This window comes from Pseudomonas sp. 2995-1 (genome assembly GCF_002742505.1).
Lineage (GTDB): Bacteria > Pseudomonadota > Gammaproteobacteria > Pseudomonadales > Pseudomonadaceae > Aquipseudomonas > Aquipseudomonas sivasensis.
Map to the genome: position 1 here is coordinate 122,695 of NZ_LJSA01000490.1, position 21,557 is coordinate 144,251.

Annotated in this window: 21 protein-coding genes; 3 read left to right on the forward strand and 18 right to left on the reverse strand. The window is 59.7% G+C overall.

The genetic code is table 11. From position 1 onward, the window contains the following. Positions 1 to 64: 64 nt before the first annotated feature. Together AOA61_RS25190 and fnr are read right to left on the reverse strand one after the other, a co-directional pair. Positions 65 to 613, reverse strand: coding sequence for an adenine phosphoribosyltransferase (locus AOA61_RS25190; RefSeq protein ID WP_032887660.1), 549 nt, complete (start codon positions 611 to 613; stop codon positions 65 to 67). 79 nt (positions 614 to 692) lie between these two features. After that, complete coding sequence (gene fnr, locus AOA61_RS25195) at positions 693 to 1,427, reverse strand: fumarate/nitrate reduction transcriptional regulator Fnr (protein WP_032887662.1); 735 nt, start codon at positions 1,425 to 1,427, stop codon at positions 693 to 695. Between the two features lie 153 nt (positions 1,428 to 1,580). On the opposite strand from fnr, the gene AOA61_RS25200 reads away from it, so the two are divergent. After that, a complete protein-coding gene (locus tag AOA61_RS25200) occupies positions 1,581 to 2,036 on the forward strand; it encodes a hypothetical protein (protein ID WP_095185367.1) in 456 nt (151 codons plus the stop codon). 14 nt (positions 2,037 to 2,050) lie between these two features. On the opposite strand, the gene hemN is transcribed toward AOA61_RS25200, so the two are convergent. The 14 genes from hemN to ccoN (AOA61_RS25270) form a co-directional block, all read right to left on the reverse strand. Then, on the reverse strand, positions 2,051 to 3,433 hold the full coding sequence (hemN, locus tag AOA61_RS25205) for an oxygen-independent coproporphyrinogen III oxidase (RefSeq protein WP_095185368.1): 1,383 nt from the start codon (positions 3,431 to 3,433) through the stop codon (positions 2,051 to 2,053). A 102-nt stretch (positions 3,434 to 3,535) separates the two neighbouring features. Further along, positions 3,536 to 4,219 (reverse strand): sulfite exporter TauE/SafE family protein, encoded by a 684-nt coding sequence (locus AOA61_RS25210; RefSeq protein WP_032887667.1) that lies wholly within the window; start codon positions 4,217 to 4,219, stop codon positions 3,536 to 3,538. Continuing rightward, a complete protein-coding gene (ccoS, locus tag AOA61_RS25215) occupies positions 4,212 to 4,424 on the reverse strand; it encodes a cbb3-type cytochrome oxidase assembly protein CcoS (protein ID WP_032887669.1) in 213 nt (70 codons plus the stop codon). The genes AOA61_RS25210 and ccoS overlap by 8 nt, the downstream gene beginning before the upstream one ends. Positions 4,425 to 4,446: 22 nt before the next feature. Next, positions 4,447 to 6,897: a heavy metal translocating P-type ATPase gene (locus tag AOA61_RS25220; RefSeq protein ID WP_099602957.1), complete on the reverse strand. Its 2,451-nt coding sequence runs from the start codon at positions 6,895 to 6,897 to the stop codon at positions 4,447 to 4,449. A 112-nt stretch (positions 6,898 to 7,009) separates the two neighbouring features. Next, entirely contained in the window at positions 7,010 to 7,549 is a 540-nt protein-coding gene (locus AOA61_RS25225; protein ID WP_032887673.1) for a FixH family protein, read from the reverse strand. Positions 7,550 to 7,564: 15 nt separating this feature from the next. Continuing rightward, on the reverse strand, positions 7,565 to 8,980 hold the full coding sequence (ccoG, locus tag AOA61_RS25230) for a cytochrome c oxidase accessory protein CcoG (RefSeq protein WP_032887674.1): 1,416 nt from the start codon (positions 8,978 to 8,980) through the stop codon (positions 7,565 to 7,567). Positions 8,981 to 9,331: 351 nt separating this feature from the next. Further along, the gene (gene ccoP, locus AOA61_RS25235) at positions 9,332 to 10,309 is read right to left on the reverse strand and encodes a cytochrome-c oxidase, cbb3-type subunit III (RefSeq protein WP_095185370.1); all 978 of its coding nucleotides are present in this window, start codon (positions 10,307 to 10,309) and stop codon (positions 9,332 to 9,334) included. Next, positions 10,306 to 10,491, reverse strand: a complete 186-nt coding sequence (locus AOA61_RS25240) for a CcoQ/FixQ family Cbb3-type cytochrome c oxidase assembly chaperone (RefSeq protein ID WP_003175465.1) — start codon at positions 10,489 to 10,491, stop codon at positions 10,306 to 10,308. Before AOA61_RS25240 ends, ccoP (AOA61_RS25235) begins: the two co-directional genes overlap by 4 nt. 6 nt (positions 10,492 to 10,497) lie before the next feature. Beyond that, a complete protein-coding gene (gene ccoO, locus AOA61_RS25245; RefSeq protein ID WP_099602958.1) occupies positions 10,498 to 11,106 on the reverse strand; it encodes a cytochrome-c oxidase, cbb3-type subunit II in 609 nt (202 codons plus the stop codon). Next, complete coding sequence (gene ccoN / locus AOA61_RS25250) at positions 11,106 to 12,548, reverse strand: cytochrome-c oxidase, cbb3-type subunit I (protein WP_032887677.1); 1,443 nt, start codon at positions 12,546 to 12,548, stop codon at positions 11,106 to 11,108. Before ccoN (AOA61_RS25250) ends, ccoO (AOA61_RS25245) begins: the two co-directional genes overlap by 1 nt. Before the next feature lie 350 nt (positions 12,549 to 12,898). Further along, positions 12,899 to 13,846: a cytochrome-c oxidase, cbb3-type subunit III gene (ccoP, locus tag AOA61_RS25255; protein WP_032887679.1), complete on the reverse strand. Its 948-nt coding sequence runs from the start codon at positions 13,844 to 13,846 to the stop codon at positions 12,899 to 12,901. Beyond that, the gene (locus AOA61_RS25260; protein WP_032887681.1) at positions 13,843 to 14,043 is read right to left on the reverse strand and encodes a cbb3-type cytochrome c oxidase subunit 3; all 201 of its coding nucleotides are present in this window, start codon (positions 14,041 to 14,043) and stop codon (positions 13,843 to 13,845) included. The genes ccoP (AOA61_RS25255) and AOA61_RS25260 overlap by 4 nt, the downstream gene beginning before the upstream one ends. Positions 14,044 to 14,046: 3 nt before the next feature. Continuing rightward, on the reverse strand, positions 14,047 to 14,655 hold the full coding sequence (ccoO, locus tag AOA61_RS25265; RefSeq protein ID WP_032887682.1) for a cytochrome-c oxidase, cbb3-type subunit II: 609 nt from the start codon (positions 14,653 to 14,655) through the stop codon (positions 14,047 to 14,049). Positions 14,656 to 14,665: 10 nt separating this feature from the next. Next, on the reverse strand, positions 14,666 to 16,090 hold the full coding sequence (gene ccoN, locus AOA61_RS25270) for a cytochrome-c oxidase, cbb3-type subunit I (protein WP_032887684.1): 1,425 nt from the start codon (positions 16,088 to 16,090) through the stop codon (positions 14,666 to 14,668). A 79-nt stretch (positions 16,091 to 16,169) separates the two neighbouring features. On the opposite strand from ccoN (AOA61_RS25270), the gene AOA61_RS25275 reads away from it, so the two are divergent. Then, entirely contained in the window at positions 16,170 to 16,862 is a 693-nt protein-coding gene (locus AOA61_RS25275) for an alpha/beta family hydrolase (protein WP_099602959.1), read from the forward strand. A gap of 254 nt (positions 16,863 to 17,116) precedes the next feature. Here the strand turns inward: AOA61_RS25275 and AOA61_RS25280 are convergent, their stop codons facing one another. Together AOA61_RS25280 and AOA61_RS25285 are read right to left on the reverse strand one after the other, a co-directional pair. Then, complete coding sequence (locus AOA61_RS25280) at positions 17,117 to 18,682, reverse strand: PAS domain-containing methyl-accepting chemotaxis protein (RefSeq protein ID WP_032887688.1); 1,566 nt, start codon at positions 18,680 to 18,682, stop codon at positions 17,117 to 17,119. Between the two features lie 143 nt (positions 18,683 to 18,825). Further along, positions 18,826 to 19,044 carry a hypothetical protein gene (locus AOA61_RS25285; RefSeq protein ID WP_099602960.1) on the reverse strand — a complete coding sequence of 73 codons (219 nt, stop codon included), beginning with the start codon at positions 19,042 to 19,044 and terminating at the stop codon, positions 18,826 to 18,828. 1,538 nt (positions 19,045 to 20,582) lie between these two features. Between AOA61_RS25285 and AOA61_RS25290 the strand changes: the two genes are divergently transcribed. Beyond that, on the forward strand, positions 20,583 to 21,557 hold the full coding sequence (locus AOA61_RS25290) for a glycosyltransferase family 2 protein (RefSeq protein ID WP_241150110.1): 975 nt from the start codon (positions 20,583 to 20,585) through the stop codon (positions 21,555 to 21,557).

Consider the following 21,557-nt stretch of genomic DNA (forward strand, 5'->3'; position numbering starts at 1 on the left):
TGATGTGTAAACACCTTCAAGTGTGGGAGGGGGCAGCCCTTGATAGCGTCAGTCCAGCCAAATATTACCGCTCGGACAGCGCAAATTGCGTCAGGCAAAACGTCGGAATCCCCATGTCTTCCAAACGCTGCGAGCCACCCAGCTCCGGCAGATCAATAATTGCCGCGGCTTCAAAAATCTTCGCACCCATGCGCCGCACCAGGTTCGCCGCAGCGATCAAGGTCCCGCCTGTGGCGATCAGGTCATCGAACATCAGCACCGAGTCGCCTTCGCACAGGCTGTCGGCGTGCACTTCCAGGAAGGCTTCGCCGTATTCGGTCTGATAACCCTCGGCCAGGACATCGGCCGGCAGCTTGCCCTGCTTGCGGAACAGGATCAGCGGTTTGTTCAGTTGGTAGGCAATGATCGAACCGATCAGAAACCCGCGGGCATCCATCGCGCCGATGTGGGTGAAATCGGCTTCGACATAGCGATGGGCAAAGGTATCGGCCACCAGGCGCAGGGCCTTGGGCGATTGGAACAGCGGCGTGATGTCACGGAAGATCACCCCAGGCTTGGGGAAGTCGATGACGGGGCGGATCAGGGATTTGATGTCGAACGAATCGAAGGTCATCGTCGAAGAGTCCTGGGAGGAAAACGGACTCGAAGTATACCTGCGGCCTCACCGATTGGCGCGGCCACAAGTGTCTGCATCAACCCTCTAGAGAACCACCCGCCAACGCACACAGCTGGATCGGGTCGAGAATGTGCACTTCCTTGCCTTCGGCGGCAATCAACTCGTTCTGCTGGAAACGGGTGAACACGCGGGACACGGTTTCCACCGCCAGACCCAGGTAGTTGCCGATTTCGTTACGCGACATGCTCAAGCGGAACTGGTTGGCCGAGAAACCGCGTGCCCGGAACCGGGCCGACAGGTTGACCAAGAATGTCGCGATGCGCTCGTCGGCGGTTTTCTTCGATAACAGCAGCATCATCTGCTGGTCGTCACGAATTTCTCGGCTCATCACGCGCATCAACTGGCGGCGCAGTTGAGGTAATTGGATGGCCAGTTCGTCCAGGCGTTCGAAGGGGATTTCGCACACCGACGTGGTCTCCAGCGCCTGGGCCGACACGGGATGCATCTCGGTGTCCATGCCCGACAAACCCACCAGTTCGCTGGGCAGGTGAAAACCGGTGATTTGCTCTTCGCCGTTGTCGCTCAGGCTGAAGGTCTTCAACGCGCCCGAACGTACTGCATAGACGGAGTCGAACTGATCGCCCTGACGAAACAGGAACTCGCCTTTCTTCAGCGGGCGACCACGTTTAACGATGTCGTCCAGCGCATCCATGTCTTCCAGATTCAGCGAAAGTGGCAGGCAGAGGGGGGCCAGGCTGCAATCCTTGCAGTGAGCCTGGCTGTGAGCGCGCAGTTTGACTGGCTCGGACATTTCTTAAATCCTTGTGGGAAAACACACATAAGACGTAAGGGTAACGCACTGGGGGGCAGTGAGGCCAGCGTGTACAAAAAACAGACAGCCGTATAAAGCTTTGTGTATCGGTGCCGATACATATGTGTACGTTCATGAGCAGGAGCTCAGCGCATGTTGATCATCGCCGCCAACAACCCCTCCATCCGTGTGCCAAACCCAGAGCCGGCCCCGCCCGCTGCGGCGGTTGAGACGCAGGATGCCGTGTCAACGCCTGCCACGAGCGAAGGCGTGAAGGTGAGCATTTCTCCGGATGGCTTCAAGGCTGCGGGTGCGGCCAAAAGTGCCAACGCCGATATCGACGACAGCGGTCTGGACGACAACGTTAAGCAAGTTCTTAAAATGATCCGTCAGTTGAAGCAGCAGATCGCCGAAAAATTGGCGGAGCTTCAGGCCATCGCCGCGGACAAAAGCCTGACGCCGGAGGAGGTTCAGGCCAAGGTCGCTAACGTGCAAGGTGCCATCAGTTCCTTGCAGGCCGGCTTGATGACGGCCCAAATCTCCTTGGCCAAGGCCATGAAAACCATGAGTGCCGATCAGGCGCTCAAGGCCGCTTCGTTGTCGATGTAACTAGGTCGATGTAACTAGATCACCCGTGAAAACCGTTGCCGGTTCTGGTGTTCCAGGTACGCGTCGAACACCATGCACACCGAGCGCACCAGCAAGCGCCCTGCGGGCAGCACCCGAATGCCCTGGGCGTCGAGCGCGATCAGGCCGTCCTTGGCCATGGCCTCAAGTTGCAGCCAGATCTCATCGAAGTACCCGCGAAAATCAATATTGAAGGCTTGTTCGATACGCTCGAATACCAGGCTGAAATTGCAGATCAACTGCTGAATCACTTCCCGTCTTAGTCGATCGTCTGTGGTGCAGACCAAGCCACGGCTGGTCGCCAGCTGCGCGCCGGCCAGTGTGTTCTGGTAGCCGTTGAGATCACTGCTGTTCTGGCAATACAAGTCGCCGATCTGGCTGATCGCCGACACACCCAGGCCGATCAGGTCGCAATGGCCGTGGGTGGTGTAGCCCTGGAAATTGCGTTGCAGCGTGCCTTCTTCCTGGGCGATGGCGAGTTCGTCATCCGGCAGAGCGAAGTGGTCCATGCCGATGTAGCGATAACCCGCCTCGGTCAATTGCGTGATGGTGGTTTGCAGCATCAGCAGTTTTTCCGCCGGTGCTGGCAGCTCGTCGCTGTCGATGCGCCGCTGGGGCATGAAGCGCTCCGGCAGGTGCGCATAGTTGAACACCGACAGGCGATCCGGTTGCAGCTTGATCACTTCTTCCACGGTGCGCGCGAAGTTGATCGGCGTTTGCTTGGGCAGGCCGTAGATCAGGTCGATATTGATCGAGCGAAACTGCAAAGTGCGCGCCGCATCGATTACTGCGCGAGTCTCTTCCAGGCTTTGAAGGCGGTTAACGGCCCGCTGCACCTCGGGGTCGAGGTCTTGCAGGCCAATGCTGACGCGGTTGAAACCGAGTTCACGCAGCAGGCCCATGGTGGCCCAGTCGGCTTCGCGCGGGTCGATCTCGATGCCGTAGTCGCCGGAATCATCATCGAGCAAATTGAAGTGCTGGCGCAGGGAGCCCATGACCTGACGCAGTTCGTCGTGGCTGAGAAACGTCGGCGTGCCGCCGCCGAAATGCAACTGCTCCACCGGCTGTTTCGGGTCGAGGTGGCAGGCCACCATTTGGATCTCCTGCTCCAAGCGGTGCAGATATGCCTGGGCGCGGCCGCGGTCCTTGGTGATTACCTTGTTGCAGGCGCAGTAGTAGCAAATGTTCGCGCAGAACGGCACATGCACATACAGCGACAATGGGCGCACAGCCTTGCGACTGTCGCGCAGGGCGTGTAGCAGGTCGAAGGTGCCGACCTGGCTGTCGAATTGTACGGCGGTGGGGTAGGACGTATAGCGCGGTCCCGCCAGGTCGTAGCGATGAATCAGATCGGTGTCCCAACGAATGGCGTCGAGCATGCGGGCGTCCCCCGGATAGGCTAGTGGGCCGAGTCTAGAGGCGTGGAGCAGAGGGCATCTTGATTTGCATCAACGAGCAGCGGCGCTATGCCACATGGCCTTTTAGTGGCCCATCAGCCAGTGCTGGTGCGGCCCTGGCAAGGTCCAAATACCGAACACAATGACCAGCAATCCACCGGCCATGCGCACGCTGCGTTTGCGCAATAACGCGGTGACGCGTTCGGCGGCCAGCCCAGTCGCCAGCAGCACGGGCCAGGTGCCCAACCCGAACGCGAGCATCAGCAAGGCACTGTCCAGCGCATTGCCCTGGCTCGCGGCCCATAGCAGGGTGCTGTAGACCAACCCGCACGGCAACCAGCCCCACAGCGCGCCCAGCAGTAGAGCGCGGGGCAGGCTGGAAACCGGCAGCAAACGGGTGGCAACGGGCTGGATATGCCGCCACAGGCCGCGCCCGAGGCTTTCGATACGGGTGAGGCCGCTCCACCAACCGGCCAGGTACAGGCCCATGCAGATCAGCAGCAGACCGGCGAGTACGCGCATGAACATCGCCGCCGGGCTATTGGCCACGGCCCAGCCGGCCAGGCCGATCAACAGCCCAGCCGTGGCGTAACTGAGGATTCGCCCCAGGTTGTACGCCAGCAGCAGGCGAAACCGGCGACTGCGTTGCTCCTTGGGAATTGCCAAAGTCAGCGCGCCCATCAGCCCGCCGCACATGCCCAGGCAATGACCGCCGCCCAGCAGGCCCAGGATCAGCGCGGAGACCAGCAGCGGCGCCAATTCAAGCATGAGGTGGGTCTTTGGGCGGTTGTTCCGGGCCGTTGGCTTCGTCGATGGCGGCCAGGTGGTTCGGGTCCTGGTCGTCGAACAGCACGCTGTGGGCCGGGCCGTCGAGGTCATCGTACTGGCCGCTGTCCACGGCCCAGAAGAAGATGTAAATAGCGATGGCCACTATCAGCAGCGCCGCCGGAATCATCACGTATAAAGCTGGCATCTGCACTCCATGCCCGCGCGTCTCACGCGGGCAGCGGGCGGGTGATTGAGGGGGCGCTGGCGGCCTGTGCGCTCGGCACGCGAGTCAGGCGCAGGGCGTTGAGTACCACGGTCAACGAACTGATGGACATGCCGACTGCCGCCCAGATTGGCGTGATCGAGCCCAAAGCAGCAAACGGCAACATCAGGCCATTGTATAGGCCCGCCCAGAGCAGGTTTTCAATAATCACTCGTCGGGTGCGCCGCGCCAGGCTGAAGGCCTGCACCAGAGCGTCGAGGCGATTGGAGAGCAACACCGCATCGGCACTGGTCTTGGCCAGGTCGGTGGCCGAGCCCATTGCCACGCTGATATCGGCGGCGGCGAGGACGGGGACATCGTTGACGCCATCGCCGAGCATCAGCACCTTGCGACCTTCCTTGTGCAGCTGTTGCAGCACGTGCAGCTTGTCGTCGGGACGCAGGCCGCCGTGGGCCTCGTCTATGCCCAGCTCAAGGGCGACACTGGCGACCATCGGCGAACTGTCCCCGGACAGCAGCAGTGTGCGCCAACCGCGCGCCTTGCAAACGGCGAGCAGGGCGGGGGCGTCGCTGCGCAGGCGATCATCCAGTACGAACCAGGCGATGGCGCCGCTGCGGTCGCCCAGCAGCAGCCATTGCCCGGCGTCGTCCGGCGGAGCGGGGATCGGGCAGCCACTGAGTTCGCAGACGAAGCCCGGCTGGCCGATGCGCAGCAGACGCTCGCCCACTCGACCTTCCAAACCGAGACCGGGCGTACTGAGCACTTCGTCAGCGGCCAATGGCGCACGGCCAAAGGCGCGGGCAATCGGGTGTTCTGAGCGGTTTTCCAGGGCGGCGGCGAGACCCAGGCAGTCGTCGCTGCCCAATTCGCCCAGCGGCCGGATCGCGCGCAGGGCCAGGCGACCTTCGGTGAGGGTGCCGGTCTTGTCGAAGATCACCGTGTCGATCTGGTTCAGGCCCTCCAGCACATGGCCACGGGTCAGCAGCAGCCCGAGTTTGTGCAGGGTGCCGGTGGCGGCGGTCAGGGCGGTAGGTGTAGCGAGGGACAACGCACATGGGCAGGTCGCCACTAACATCGCCAGCACGATCCAGAACGCTCGTGATGAGTCCAGTTCCCACCACAGCAGGCCGATCAGCGCAGCGGCGATCAGCGAACACAACAGGAACCACTGCGCGGCGCGGTCGGCGATTTGCGCCAGTCGCGGTTTTTCGGCCTGGGCGCGCTCCAGCAGGCGCACGATGGCGGACAGGCGGGTCTCGTGGCCAAGGGCGCGCACTTCGACGGTCAGCGCGCCGTCGACGTTGAGGGTGCCGGCGGTGACGGTGTCGCCGACTTGGCGCGGTTGCGGTAAGTACTCGCCGGTGAGCAGGGACTCATCAATGCTGGACTGGCCATCGAGGATCACGCCGTCTGCTGGCAGCACCGCGCCCGGATGCACCAGCACGCGGTCGCCCAGGGCCAGTTCGCTCAACAGGATGCGTTCGCTCTGGCCGTCGTCTTTCAAGCGCAGGCACGACGCAGGCAACAGGTTGACCAACTGCGCAGTGGCCGCCGCCGTGCGCTCCCGGGCACGGCGTTCCAGGTAGCGACCGGCCAGCAGGAACAGTGCAAACATGCCCACTGCATCGAAATACAGCTCGCCGACGCCGGTGATCGCGGTCCATATTCCCGCCAAATAAGCCCCGCCAATGGCGAGGGATACTGAAACGTCCATGGTCAGGTGGCGCGTGCGCAGGTCGCGCATGGCGCCCTTGAAGAACGGCGCGCAGCTGTAGAACACGATGGGGGTTGTCAGAAACATCGCCACCCAGCGCAGGATTACATGCAGCTCCGGGCTCAGGTCGATATTGAATTCCGGCCAGGTGGCCATGGTTGCCATCATTGCCTGGAACCACAGCAGCCCGGCGACACCGAGTTGGCGCAAAGCCAGGCGGTTTTCGCTGGCCAGTTGCTCGGCGGCGCGGTCGGCCTGATAAGGATGGGCGGCATAGCCGATATGGCGCAGCTCACTGAGCACTTGGCTCAACGGCAATTGCCCGTCGGCCCAGCGCACCTGCAAGCGATGGTTGGACAGGTTCAACCGCGCCTCGGCAACGGCGGGCAAGCTGCGCAGGTGTTTTTCGATCAGCCAGCCACAGGCGGCGCAGCTGATGCCTTCCATCAACAGGGTCGTTTCAGCCAGTTCGCCTTGGTGGTGCACGAAGGGTTTTTGCACGTCGGCGCGGTCGTACAGCGCCAGTTCGTCCACCAGTTGCACCGGCAGCGTTTCGGGGTTGGCCGAGGCTTCGCTGCGGTGCTGGTAATAGCTTTCCAAACCTGCGGCCACGATTGCTTCGGCCACCGCCTGGCAGCCCGGGCAGCAGAGTTCGCGGCGCTCGCCGAGGATATCGGCGGTGAACCGGCTGCCGGGCGGTACGGGCAGGGCGCAGTGGTAGCAGGGAGTGGGGGTGGTCATGGTTCGGGATCTTTGGTGGCTGGGAAGGCCCCATCGCCGGCGAGCCGGCTCCTACGAGAGGGGTGTGGGTCTGTAGGAGCCGGATTGCCGGCGATGCGCGAAGCGCAGGTGTTTATTTTTTCAGGTCTTCGGCACCCTGCAACGGTTCATCACCCAACAGCAAGTCTTTGTCGTGGCTGACTTCTTCTTCCTCGAACAGCCGCCAGGTCTTGTCGCCTTCTACGCCCAGCAGTTCCACGAAGCGGCGGCCTTCGACTTTGTCGGTGACCTGGCCGATGTAGCGGCCGGGTTCGCTGTCGCTGCGGGCCAGGTTGATTTTGCGATCTTTCTCCGGCTGAGTCGGGGAAATCAGGTTCAGCTCCAGGGTGTTCGGGTTGCTGTAGCCGGTGAGCTTCAGCTCGACTTCACCGGTCAGTTCGTCCAAATGCAGCTTGGCGCGCAGTTGCAGGGTCTGCGCCAGGCGTTCGCGGTCCAGTGAGCGGTTGATGCCCTTGCCAGCCTCGTAGTAGTTGTCGTTGACCAGGTTGTCCGGGTTGTTTACCGCGATGGTCACCATGGACAAGGTCAAGGTCACCGAGCAGGCGAGGATCCCGATGATGATCCAGGGCCAGAGGTGCTTGTACCAAGGGCTTGCGGCAGTGGCTAAGGGCATTGTTCCGTTCTCTCTTTATCGAACTTGTGGGCCGATGAATCGGCTCTTGGCTTCAATGTTGACGCTGGCGTCATCGGCATCGGTGAGGGTGAATTTCACCTCGTTGGTGCTTGACGGCAGTTGTTCCGGCGCACTCGACAGTTCCACTGGCATGCTGACGATATCGCCGGCAGCCACCTTGATCTCGCGCCGGCCCTGCAGCTTGAGGTCTGGCAGGCCTGATGCGTCGAGCACGTAGGTGTGGTCGCGCTGGTCCTTGTTCATGATCTTCAGGCTGTAGACGTTTTCGATACGACCTTCGGCGTTTTCGCGGTAGAGCACGCGGTCTTTGCTCACGTCGAAGCCCACCAGCGACCGCATGAAGAACGCCCCGGCCAACAGGCTGATCATCGCCAGCAACACCAGGGCGTACCCGATCAGGCGTGGGCGCAGCTTGTGGGTTTTCTGCCCGGACAGGTTGTGCTCGGTGGTGTAGCTGATCAGGCCGCGCGGGTACTCCATCTTGTCCATGATGTTGTCGCAGGCGTCGATGCACGCGGCGCAGCCGATGCACTCGATTTGCAGACCGTCGCGGATGTCGATGCCGGTGGGGCACACCTGCACGCACATCGTGCAATCGATGCAGTCGCCCAGGCCTTGGGCCTTGTAGTCGATCCCTTTTTTACGCGGGCCACGCAGCTCTCCACGACGTGGGTCGTAAGAGACGATGAGGGTGTCTTTGTCGAACATCACGCTCTGGAAACGCGCGTACGGGCACATGTAGATGCACACCTGTTCGCGCAGCCAGCCGGCGTTGCCGTAGGTGGCGAGGGTGAAGAAACCGACCCAGAAATACGACCAGCCATCGGCCTGGCCGGTGAAGAAATCGAACACCAGTTCGCGGATCGGCGAGAAGTAGCCGACGAAGGTAATCCCGGTGGCAAAACCGATCAGCAGCCACAGGCTGTGCTTGCTGAATTTGCGCAGGAATTTGTTGGCGCCCATCGGCGCTTTATCCAGCTTGATGCGTTGGTTGCGGTCGCCTTCGGTGACTTTTTCGCACCACATGAAGATCCACGTCCACACGCTTTGCGGGCAGGTATAACCGCACCACACGCGGCCGGCGTACACCGTGATGAAGAACAGGCCAAACGCCGCGACGATCAGAATGCCCGAGAGCAGGATGAAGTCCTGGGGCCAGAAGGTCGCACCGAAAATGAAGAACTTGCGCTCCGGCAGGTTCCACCACACGGCCTGGTGGCCACCCCAGTTCAGCCACACCGTGCCGAAGTAGAGCAGGAACAAAGCAGCGCCGCCGAGCATTCGTAAATTGCGGAACAGGCCGGTAAAGGCGCGGGTGTAGATTTTCTCGCGCGGGGCATAGAGGTCGACGGTGGCGGTCGAGTGTTTGGCAGGCGGGGTAACGTCATGTACCGGTATTTGGTCGCTCATCATTGCATCCCACGGCGGTGGAGATTTGCCTCGGCCAGTACGTGCCAACCGGGGTCAAATTAGGGGTCTTGCAGTGGCGTAATGATACGCCCCCGATGCTGCGCAAGGGGTGCGACCTTTGGTCGCGTTGGGGAAAATCAATTGATGGTGTACGTGATCTGGATCAATTGACTTGTGAAGTATGGACGGTTTTTGCGGTCTCAACCTTCAAAAAGCCGAAGATCCAATGTGTGAGGGGGCTTGCTCCCGATAGCGGCGTGTCAGTCAGAGTCACTAATACTGATCCACCGTCATCGGGAGCAAGCCCCCTCTCACAAGGGTTTTTTGGTGTTTCTGGGTAAGGGGGTCGCCTTACTGCTCCTCGGCCTTCTTATCCCCATGGGACAAGCTGTAAACATACGCCGCGAGCAAGTGCACCTTGTCATTGCCTTGCAATTGTTCCTGCGCCGGCATCTGGCCCTGGCGGCCGAAACGGATGGTCTGCTGCAGTTGGGCGAAGCTCGAACCGTAGATGAATGCACCGGGGTGGGTCAGGTCGGGCGCGCCCATTGCTGGGGTGCCTTTACCGGCTGGGCCGTGGCAGGCCACGCAGTTGGCGGCGAAGAGTTTTTCGCCGTTGGCTACGTCGGCCTTGACGCCTTCGGGCAGTTTGCGGCCGTCGAGTTGGGTGACCACGTAGGCCGCCACGTCGCTGACACCCTCTTCTTGCAGCACCGGCAGCCAGCCCGGCATCACGGCATGACGGCCTTTCATGATGGTTTCCTTGATCGTCGCCGGCTCGCCACCCCAGCGCCAGTCGGCGTCAGTCAGGTTGGGGAAGCCGTAGGCACCCTTGGCGTCGGACCCGTGGCACACCGAGCAGTTGGACGCGAACAAGCGGCCACCCATCTTCAGGGCTTGCGGGTCCTTGGCGACTTCCTCAATGGGCATGGAGGCGAATTTGGCGAAGATCGGACCGAACTTGGCGTCCGACCGGGCCATTTCCTTTTCCCATTCGTGTACACCGGTCCAGCCGGTCTGGCCGTTGGCGAAGGGGGTTTGCTTGTCGTTGTCGAGGTAGTTGTAGCCCGGCAGCAGGCCTTTCCAATTGCCCAGGCCTGGGTACAGCACCAGGTAGCCAAGGGCAAAAATGATGGTGCCGACGAACAACATGAACCACCACTTGGGCAATGGGTTGTCGTACTCCTCGATGCCATCGAACGAGTGGCCGACGGTCTCGTCGGTTTGCTCGGCGCGCTGGCCCTTGCGGGTCGACAGCAACAGCCAGGTCAGGGCGAAAATGGTACCCAGACTGAGGACTGTGACGTACAGACTCCAGAACGTAGTCATTCTTTGTTACTCCTAGAAGCTTGCTCGACGTGCTTGATGGCTTCGGGATCATCCGCAAAGGGCAGCAAGGTCGCGTCTTCAAACTCCGACTTGCGCTTGGGGCTGAACACCCACAACGCCAGGCCGATAAAGGCCACCATCACCACAACGGTGCCCAGGCCACGAATCATCCCGATATCCATGAAGAGTCACCGTTTGCTTTTGATGATGGTGCCCAGGCCTTGCAGGTAGGCCACCAATGCGTCCATTTCGGTCTTGCCCTTTACGGCTGCGGCTGCACCGGCAATGTCTTCGTCGGTGTAGGGCACGCCCAGGGTGCGCAAGACTTCCATCTTCTTCGCGGTGTCCTTGCCGTCGAGCTTGTTTTCCACGAGGAACGGATACGCCGGCATTTTCGACTCAGGCACCACGTTGCGCGGGTTGTACAAGTGCGCACGTTGCCAGTCATCGGAGTAACGCCCGCCAACACGGGCCAGGTCAGGGCCGGTGCGCTTGGAACCCCACAGGAACGGGTGGTCCCATACGCTTTCGCCGGCGACCGAGTAGTGGCCGTAGCGTTCGGTTTCGGCGCGGAATGGGCGGATCATCTGCGAGTGACAGCCCACGCAACCGTTGGCGATGTAGACGTCGCGGCCTTCCAGTTCAAGGGCGGTGCGCGGCTTCATGCCTTCCACCGGCTTGTTGGTCACGTCCTGGAAAAACAGCGGAACGATCTGGGTCAGGCCGCCGATACTCACGGCGATGACCATGAAGAAGGCCAGCATGCCGATATTCTTCTCGACTACTTCATGCTTCATCAGTGGGCTCCCACAACGGCGATCTTGGCGGCGGCTTCGGCTTCTGCCGGGTCCGAGGCACGCACGGTGCGCCAGACGTTGTAGGCCATGAACAGCATGCCGGCAGCGAAGAACGCACCGCCCAAGGCACGGACGATGTAGCCCGGATGGCTGGCTTGCAGCGCTTCGACGAACGAGTAGGTGAGGGTGCCGTCATCGTTGATCGCACGCCACATCAGGCCTTGGGTGATGCCGTTGACCCACATCGAAGCGATGTAGAGCACGGTGCCGATGGTGGCCAGCCAGAAGTGCGTGTTGATCAGCCCGACACTGTGCATCTGCGCACGGCCGAACAGTTTGGGGATCATGTGGTACAGCGCACCGATGGAGATCATCGCCACCCAACCGAGGGCACCGGCGTGAACGTGGCCGATGGTCCAGTCGGTGTAGTGGGAGAGCGAGTTGACGGTCTTGATTGCCATCATCGGCCCTTCGAAGGTCGACATGCCGTAGAACGCCAGGGATACCACAAGGAAGCGCAGGATCGGGTCGGTGCGCAATTTATGCCAGGCACCCGAGAGGGTCATCATGCCGTTGATCATGCCGCCCCAGCTCGGGGCCAACAGGATGATCGACATCGCCATGCCCAGGGACTGCGCCCAGTCCGGCAGTGCGGTGTAGTGCAAGTGGTGCGGGCCGGCCCAGATGTAGAGGGTGATCAATGCCCAGAAGTGCACGATGGACAAACGGTACGAGTAAATAGGACGTTCGGCCTGTTTCGGCACGAAGTAGTACATCATCCCCAGAAAACCGGTGGTGAGGAAAAAGCCTACGGCGTTATGCCCGTACCACCACTGGATCATCGCGTCCGTCGCGCCGGCATACGCCGAGTAGGACTTGAACAGGCTGACCGGCAGCGACGCGTGGTTGACGATGTGCAGCATCGCCGTGACCACGATGAAGGCACCGTAGAACCAGTTGCCCACGTAGATGTGCTTGGTTTTGCGCTTGACGATGGTGCCGAAGAACACCGCACCGTAAGTCACCCACACAATCGCCAGCAAAATGGCGATCGGCCATTCCAGCTCGGCGTATTCCTTGGTGGTGGTGTAGCCCAGTGGCAGGCTGACGATGGCGCCGACGATGACCGCCTGCCAACCCCAGAAGGTAAAGGCGGCGAGGCCATCGGAGATCAGTCGCGTCTGGCAGGTTCGCTGCACGACATAGTAGGAGGTGGCAAACAATGCACATCCGCCGAAGGCGAAAATCACCAAGTTGGTGTGCAGCGGGCGTAGGCGACCGAAGGTCGTCCATGGCAAGTCGAAATTCAATTCCGGCCAAACCAGTTGCGAGGCGATGAACACCCCGAGCCCCATGCCAAGGATCCCCCAGACCACCGTCATGATGGCGAACTGGCGGACTACCTTATAGTTATAAGCAGTCGGACTGATTGCTGTGCTCATTCTAAGGTTCCACGGTTTAGGTTTTTTTATAGGTAAAATCGGCCGCAAGTATGTAGAAAGCGAGGGGCCATTGCAACGCAATGGCTGACCTGGATCAATGCGTTCCACGCCAGATTCTGCGCCCTTTCCATGTTTGGCGTAAGGACAAAATCAGAAATCGAAAGCTGATCGAGTGGACAGGAAATTTTGGGGGTCGCAACGACTGTCGTCGCGTACGCCAAGATCGGTCCGCTGTGCAAGCAAGCGTAGACCCGAATGGCAGTAGGGGAAAGTTGTGCTTTGGAGGGGTGTGACACTTGGTCGCGTAGCGCGGTAGAGCTGCCGCCCCAAATTGGGGCGGCAGTCAGGTGTTACTGAGCTGCGCTTTCTGGCATTGCACCATCAGCGTTGTGAGACAGGCTGTACACGTAAGCTGCGAGCAGGTGCACTTTGTCGTTGCCCTGCAACAGTTCCTGCGCCGGCATCTGGCCCTGACGGCCGTGACGAATGGTCTGCTGCAGCTGCGCCAGGCTGGTGCCGTAGATATAGCCGCCTGGCAGCGTCAGGTTCGGCGCCCCCATGACTTCCATACCGTGGCCTTCCGGCCCATGGCAGGCCACGCAGGTGGTGTTGAACGCCGCTTTGCCCGCATCCAGGTCGGCAGTGCTATCGGCCGGCAGTGGCAACTTGGCCAAATCGTGACGTACATAGGCAGCGACGTTTTTCACACCGTCGTCACCCAGCACCGTACCCCAGGCCGGCATCGCCGCGTGGCGACCGTTCAGGATGGTGGTCTTGATGGCCTCAGCCGAGCCGCCCCAGCGCCAGATGTTGTCTGCCAGGTTAGGGAAGCCGAACGCGCCCTTGGCGTCCGAGCCGTGACACACCGCGCAGTTGGACGCGAACAGGCGACCACCCATCTTCAGCGCTTGCGGGTCTTTAGCGACTTCTTCCACGGGCATGGCCGAGAATTTGGCGAAGATCGGCCCGAACTTGGTGTCGGCCTTGGCCATCTCCTTGTCCCACTCCTTGGCCGAGGTCCAACCGTCTTCATAGCCCGGCAGCACACCTTTCCAGTTGCCCAGGCCCGGGTAGAGCACCAGGTAGCCGACCGCAAACACCAGGGTGCCGGCGAACAGCATGAACCACCACTGGGGCAGCGGGTTGTCGTATTCCTCGATACCGTCGAAGGCGTGGCCCATGGTCTGGTCGACACTGCCTTTGGTCTCGCCCTTGCGGGTGGCGATCAATAGCCAGGTCAGCCCGATCAGGCTGCCGAGGGTCAGTACGCAGATCCATGTACTCCAGAATAGGGTCATGGCCGATTGCTCCTTGTTGCAGGCTCTTCTTGAGCGTCGGATGGAGAAGGTTCATCGGCGAAGGGCAGCAGGCGCGCCTGCTCGAATTCCTCATTGCGCCGGTTGTTGAACACCCACAGTGACAGGCCGATAAAGGCGATGGCAACGACCAGCGTGCCAAGGCCGCGGATGGTGCCCGCATCGAATTCAAATCCCATGGCTCACCTCTTGCTCTTGATGGCAGTGCCGAGTACTTGCAGGTACGAAACCAGCGCGTCCATCTCGGTCTTGCCCTTGAGGCTGGCCACGGCGCCGCTGATGTCGTCGTCGGTGTATGGCACGCCGAGGGTGCGCATTACTTTCAACTTGTTCTCGGTGTGGCTGCTGTCGACCTGGGCCGTGACCAACCACGGGTAGGCCGGCATCTTCGACTCGGGCACTACGTTGCGCGGGTTGTACAAGTGCGCGCGGTGCCAGTCGTCCGAGTAGCGGGCGCCAACGCGGGCCAGATCCGGGCCGGTGCGCTTGGAGCCCCACAGGAACGGGTGATCCCACACGCTTTCGCCCGCCACCGAGTAGTGGCCGTAGCGTTCGGTTTCGGCGCGGAACGGACGGATCATCTGCGAGTGGCACTGAACGCAGCCTTCGCGGATGTAGATGTCGCGGCCTTCCAGTTGCAGCGCGGTGTAGGGCTTCATGCCTTCCACCGGCTTGTTGGTCACGTCCTGGAAGAACAGCGGGACGATCTGGGTCAGGCCGCCGATGCTCACGGCGAGCACCATGAGCAGCATCAGCAGGCCGACGTTCTTTTCAATCGTTTCGTGTTTCATCACAGACTCCTCAGGCCAGCTGCGCAGTGGTGGCGGCTTCGACAGGCTGCGGCGAACGCACAGTGCGCCACGTGTTGTAAGCCATCAGGAACATGCCGCTGAGGAACACCGCACCGCCCACCAGCCGCACGATGAAGCCTGGATGGCTGGCCACCAGGGTTTCGACGAAGGAGTAGGTCAAGGTGCCGTCTTCGTTGATCGCACGCCACATCAGGCCCTGGGCGATGCCGTTGACCCACATCGAGGCGATGTAGAGCACGGTGCCGATGGTGGCCAGCCAGAAGTGCGCGTTGATCAGGCCGAGGCTGTACATCTGCTCGCGACCGAAGACTTTCGGGATCATGTGGTACAGCGCGCCGATGGAGATCATCGCCACCCAACCGAGGGCGCCGGCGTGTACGTGGCCGATGGTCCAGTCGGTGTAGTGGGAGAGGGCGTTGACGGTCTTGATCGCCATCATCGGGCCTTCGAAGGTCGACATGCCGTAGAACGCCAGGGACACCACCAAAAAGCGCAGGATCGGGTCGCTGCGCAACTTATGCCAGGCGCCCGAGAGGGTCATCATCCCGTTGATCATGCCGCCCCAGCTCGGAGCCAGCAGTACCAGAGACATCACCATGCCCAGGGACTGCGCCCAGTCCGGCAGCGCGGTGTAGTGCAAGTGGTGCGGACCGGCCCAGATGTACAGGGTGATCAGCGCCCAGAAGTGCACGATGGACAAGCGATAGGAATACACCGGACGTTCGGCCTGCTTGGGCACGAAGTAGTACATCATCCCCAGGAAGCCTGCGGTGAGGAAAAAGCCTACCGCGTTGTGCCCATACCACCACTGCACCATGGCATCCGTCGCACCGCCGTAGAGGCTGTAGGACTTGGTCAGGCTGACCGGGATTTCCAGGTTGTTGACGATATGCAGGATCGCCACGGTGATGATGAACGCACCGAAGAACCAGTTACCGACGTAGATGTGCTTGGTGTTGCGCTTCATCACCGTGCCGAAGAACACGATGGCGTAGGCCACCCAGACAATGGTGATCAGGATGTCGATCGGCCATTCCAGCTCGGCGTATTCCTTGGAACTGGTGTAGCCCAGCGGCAAGGTGATCGCAGCCAGCAGGATGACCAACTGCCAACCCCAGAAGCAAAACGCGGCGATTTTCGGCGCGAACAGCTGCGTTTGGCAGGTGCGCTGCACCGAGTAGAACGAGCTGGCAAACAGTGCGCAGCCGCCGAAAGCGAAGATCACCGCGTTGGTGTGCAGCGGGCGCAAGCGGCCGAAGCTGGTCCAGGGCAAATCGAAGTTGAGTGCGGGCCAAACCAATTGGGCGGCGAGAAAAACCCCGAGCCCCATGCCGACGATGCCCCACACCACCGTCATAATGGCGAATTGGCGGACCACCTTGTAGTTATAGGCGGTACTTAAAGTAGTGTTCATGGTTCCCCATCCACGGTTCAACCCAAGCAAATGCGGCACTTGGGCTGGAGTTATAGGCAGACTAAATAGCGAGGCAAGCATGGGCAAAGAGCACAAGGCCAGTATTGACGGGGATCAATGGGCGCAGTGTGTGCGGGAACACGGCTGGTTGTGGGATGTCGCGAAAGGGTCTATCGCGCATACGCCGGTGACGCTGATCCTGGCCCACGGCGCCGGCGCACCGATGGACTCATCCTTCATGAACGACATGGCTGCACGCCTTGCCGGGCATGGCGTCAACGTGTTGCGCTTCGAGTTTCCCTACATGGCCCAGCGTCGATTGGACGGTGGCAAACGCCCACCCAACCCGGCGCCGAAACTGCTGGAAGCCTGGCGCGAAGTGCATGCCGAGGTGCGACGTCATGTCGCTGGGAAACTCGCCATTGGTGGCAAGTCCATGGGCGGGCGCATGGCGAGTCTGTTGGCCGATGAATTGGCCGCGGACGCGTTGGTGTGCCTGGGCTATCCGTTCTACGCGGTGGGCAAGCCGGAAAAACCGAGGGTCGAGCATTTGGCCGAGCTAAAGACGCCGACGTTGATTGTGCAGGGCGAGCGCGATGCGCTGGGCAATCGGGCGGCGGTGGAGGGGTATGTGTTGTCACCGAGCATCGAGGTGATGTGGCTGGTGGCGGGGGATCATGATTTGAAGCCGTTGAAGGCTTCGGGGTTTAGCCATGAGCAGCATCTGGAGGCTGCGGCGGTGCAGGTCGCCAGGTTTCTCGGCGCCTGTTAGGGACGTATCGGGACGTAGGTATCTACACATCTTCGATGCAAACATACCCTTAGAAAACGAGGCTCTTGTGGGGAGCGGGCTTGCCCCGCGCTGGGCTGCGCAGCAGCCCCAAAACCTGCCAGTCGGGTGTTGCTGAAAAAATGCGGTGTCTGGGTTAGGGCTGCTTCGCAGCCCAGCGCGGGCAAGCCCGCTCACCACAGAGTTATGTGTCTGCCTTTAGGCGTTGTGTAGATAACCCTGCCCCCGATAGCGGTCTAGCGGTTAAAACGCTCCACCAGCGAGTACTGGGTATTGGCGGTATGCGTCAATTCCTCACTCAACTGCGCCGAGTTCATCGCCTGCTCCGAGGTCTGATCTGCCAACAGCGCAATGGTGCTGATGTTACGGCTGATCTCTTCGGCTACCGAGCTTTGCTCTTCAGTCGCCGCTGCAATTTGCGTGGTCATGTCAGTGATATGCGCTACCGCCTCACTAATGCCCACCAACGCCTGATCCGCTTCCATCACCCGCGCCACACCTTCTTCGGCCTGGCGATGCCCGGCGTCCATGGTTTGCACAGCGGCGGCGGCGGTGTGTTGCAGCTTGGCGATCAGAGCATGGATCTGCCCGGTCGACTCGGCCGTACGCTGCGCCAGCTGCCGTACTTCGTCGGCTACCACGGCAAAGCCTCGGCCCATCTCGCCGGCACGAGCGGCTTCGATAGCGGCGTTCAATGCCAACAGGTTGGTCTGGTCGGCAATGCCCTTGATCACATCAACAACACCGCCGATCTCATCGCTGTCCTTGGCCAGTTGAGTGACGGTCACGCCCGTCTCACCCACGGCAACCGACAGACGCTGAATGGCCTCGCGGGTTTCCCCGGCGATATCGCGGCCGCGACCGGTCAAGCGATTGGCTTCCTGGGTGGCGTCCGCCGTGCGCTGCACATGGCTGGCGACTTCCTGGGTGGTCGCCGCCATCTGGTTGACCGCCGTGGCCACCTGTTCGGTTTCCACGCGCTGGCGTTCCAGGCCGCTGGAGCTGTTGTGGGCCAGGGTGTTGGACTGCGCCGCTTGCTCGTTGAGATGCTCAGCAGTGTCCTGCAAGCGTGTAAGGCATGTCTTCAGACGCGCTTCCTGGCTGAGGATCGACATCTCCAGGCGCGCCTGAGCGCCACGGCTGTCGGTGTACATCTGCGCGATCAACGGGTCGGAGGTGGTCTGCTCGGCCAAACGCAGCAGGCGCTTGAGACCGCGCTGTTGCCAGCTCAGGCCCAGCAGGCCCAACGGCACCGACAAACCCGCCGCCAGGGCAAAGCCCCAGTGGGAGTTGAGCGACACGCCAATCATGAAGCTCAGCTGGCTGATCAGGATAAACGGCAGCCAGTCCTGCAACACCGGCAGCCACTTGTCCCGCTGGGGAACGGCCGACTTGCCCTGGTTGATACGTTGGTAGAGCGCTTCGGCCCGGCGGATCTGCTCGGCGGTGGGCTTGATGCGCACCGATTCGTAGCCGACCACCTGATTGCCTTCGAAGACCGGCGTCACATAGGCGTTAACCCAGTAGTGATCGCCCGTCTTGCAGCGGTTCTTAACGATGCCCATCCATGGCAAGCCTTGTTTGAGCGTGGCCCACATATGCCCGAACACCGCCGCCGGCACATCCGGGTGACGAACCAGGTTGTGCGGGGCGCGTACCAGTTCTTCGCGACTAAACCCACTGATCTCGACGAAAGCATCGTTGCAGTAGGTGATCACGCCTTTGGCATCTGTGGTTGAGATCAACCGTTGCTGAGCGGGGAAGGTACGTTCGCGCTGGGTAACGGGTTGGTTATTACGCATGGTTGTTCAATCCGCAAGGCTTTCAGGGGGTATCGACCGGAACGGGGGTTTATTTAACTTATTTTTGCAACAATCCCTCGGTCGGACGCCACCTCACTGTTCTATTTGAGTTTTCCGGTATTGAGAATGTCGATCGCTATAGGCTATTGAACGTTGCTGCCGTAGTACTCCTGGATAAATGCAGCACGGTCAGTAGTGCCCAGGGTCACCTTGGCGAGTGCGGCAGCCACGGCATCAGGGTTTGCGAGGGCAAATACAGAAGCATTGGGGATGATGTAAATGGTGAACCTTTTTGAATAACCGCCCAGGCCCGCCAGGATTGGTTTGCCGGTGGCTGCGTATTCGAGCAGTTTGGAGGGCACGATTTTTCAAGAGCCATTGAAGCTATTCAGGTGCAAGAACGGCGCATTTGCGTGCTGATAATAGTGAATCAATTTGTCACGAGATATCGGGGGAATGAGTTCGACATTCGTGACGGCCTTTTGATGAGTGCTTCGCTCAACTTCTTCATCGTAATGCCGTCGCCGATCACATAAAAACGCGCTGTATGCCAGCTATTCAGCCAGTGGAGGCAAAGTTTTTTCCAAGCCTTGGCTCCTGCCGATATTGCCTGCTCAGACAATCTTCAGTGGGGTGAGGATGGGTTGGGCGTACTTGGATCGAAGGGCGTTTCAAGAAACATATCGTCGACACCGTGGATGTGCGTTGAAAAGGTTTTGCCAAGATATCGAGCTGAGAAGTAATCCAAAAAGCCAGGTGATACCTGGTTGGCCTGCATCGCGTGCTGGGGGGCTTTCCAAACGGGAGAACAGTCGCACGAGGCGTTTGCCGAGGGATATCGACAAAGACATCTCGGATATCCAGATGAAGTGGCGTGTGTTTATTACGTGGCAACTGCCTTCAGCGCAGCGTCAGGCATTTAACGGGTAGCAATCGGGGTTTATGCGTTGCTTCAGGCACGAAAGGGCTGTGGACGATTCAGCCCAACGGGCAAGCGGGCGAGTACTGACCGTTCGGATAGGTAAGGCATTTTGCAAGGGCAGGTAAATACAAAACCGCCTTCAGGGTGGCTTGGACTCAGGTGAAATCGGGCGGAATCAGTAAATCGGTTTAGCCACTTGTTGATAGGTGTAATTAGTCTGGAGGAGCTGATTGTCTTGGCACTATTTCGACAAGGGGAGTCGCTCGATAGCTATCAAAGATTTTATTGAAATAGCTGAATATATTTTTGAACTTTTTGAGCTTTTAGATGTATGGCTGGCTAGTTAAAACATGACCCGTGGATCACTGCTAAATACACTCTTGGAGTTTAGGGGGGAGGAATTAGCTATTTCGTATTTTTCAGATTTTTGGAATGTATAGCAGCGACTATTGTGCCCGTTTGATCGTCTTTGCGACGCGTTTTGGTGATGCGGCCGATTTGCCTTGTTGGCCTAGGCGCGATCATCGCCTTCTGAAATGCCGCGTTGCTGCGTGGAAGAGGTTGTGGGGCGATCTGTGGGGTATAAGCGGCGTTGTTGCTCCCTGTAACCGCTTCAATTTGAAGCATTCTTCTGGCCCCATGCCCCAAAAATACCCATCAATGAATAGGCGGTCTCGTTTTTGAATTTCACGTGGCTCAGTAAAAAGTGCAGCGACGGTTGCGGCTGTTTAAGCGAGTCGGGAGGGGGAGGGATGTGGCACTTTAATATTAATCCTCGGCTGTTTGTCCGGTTGCCCAGTCGCTGACTCAGTGATGCATGGCTGTGTCGGTACTTGGAGTGCGCGGAGCTTCAAACGGAGGAGGGTGGCCATTGATCAAGAGTTGGATTGTGCCTACAGAAGATAACTGTATACTTCATCATTTCCTACGACACATGTCCGCATTTCCTACAGAAATGTTCGCTACGAAGGGAGTTTCGTGTCTATTTTTGCTTCCAGTAGTGCCTCTCTTCTTGATGTGCACGATTTTTGCCATGCAAAAGTCGCCGTATTGATGTGCACGTACAACGGCGAATCCTTTCTGGCCGAGCAGCTTGATTCCTTTGAGCGCCAAACTCATGGTAATTGGATCCTGGTTGTATCAGACGACGATTCCCAAGACGGAACCCTGGCGCTATTGGATGGCTACCGAAATAGCTGGGGGGATGAGCGCCTTAGAGTGGTACGTGGACCCAAGAGAGGCTTTGCGGCCAACTTTTTATCGCTGACTACTCGAGATGACATCGACGCTGATTTTTTTGCGTGGTCTGATCAGGACGATATCTGGGATCAAGACAAAATCGAGGTGGCGCTCGCTTGGCTGCAAACCATTCCTCAGCATATTCCTGCTCTCTATTGCGGCCGTACCCAACTGATCAGTGAATCAGGGGTGCCGTTAGGGGTATCGCCCCTGTTCCGTTTGCCGTCAGGTTTTGCCAATGCACTAGTTCAAAGTATCGCTGGTGGCAACACCATGGTCTTTAACCAGGCAGCCCGTGATCTTATCCGGGAAGCGGGTGCCGATATCAGCGTTCCTGCTCACGATTGGTGGGCGTATCAGTTGGTCTCGGGTGCGGGAGGGGTCGTCAACTATGACCCTGAACCCAAAGTGCGTTATCGCCAGCACAGTGAAAACTTGATAGGCAGCAATTCAGGCTGGTCTGCTCGGCGGGTGCGTTTGCGCATGGTTTTTCAAGGACGGTTTTACGAGTGGAATGAGCAGAATATTCATGCGCTCGAATCCATGCAGCATCGTCTTTGTGATGGGCACCGCGCGACGCTTGCCCGCTTCAAACATGCAAGAAACCAAACATTATTTCGAAGATTATTGGGAATGCGGCTAGCCGGCCTGTATCGACAGACCCTGCTCGGCAACCTCGGCCTAATCCTCGCAACACTACTGAAAAAGATCTGA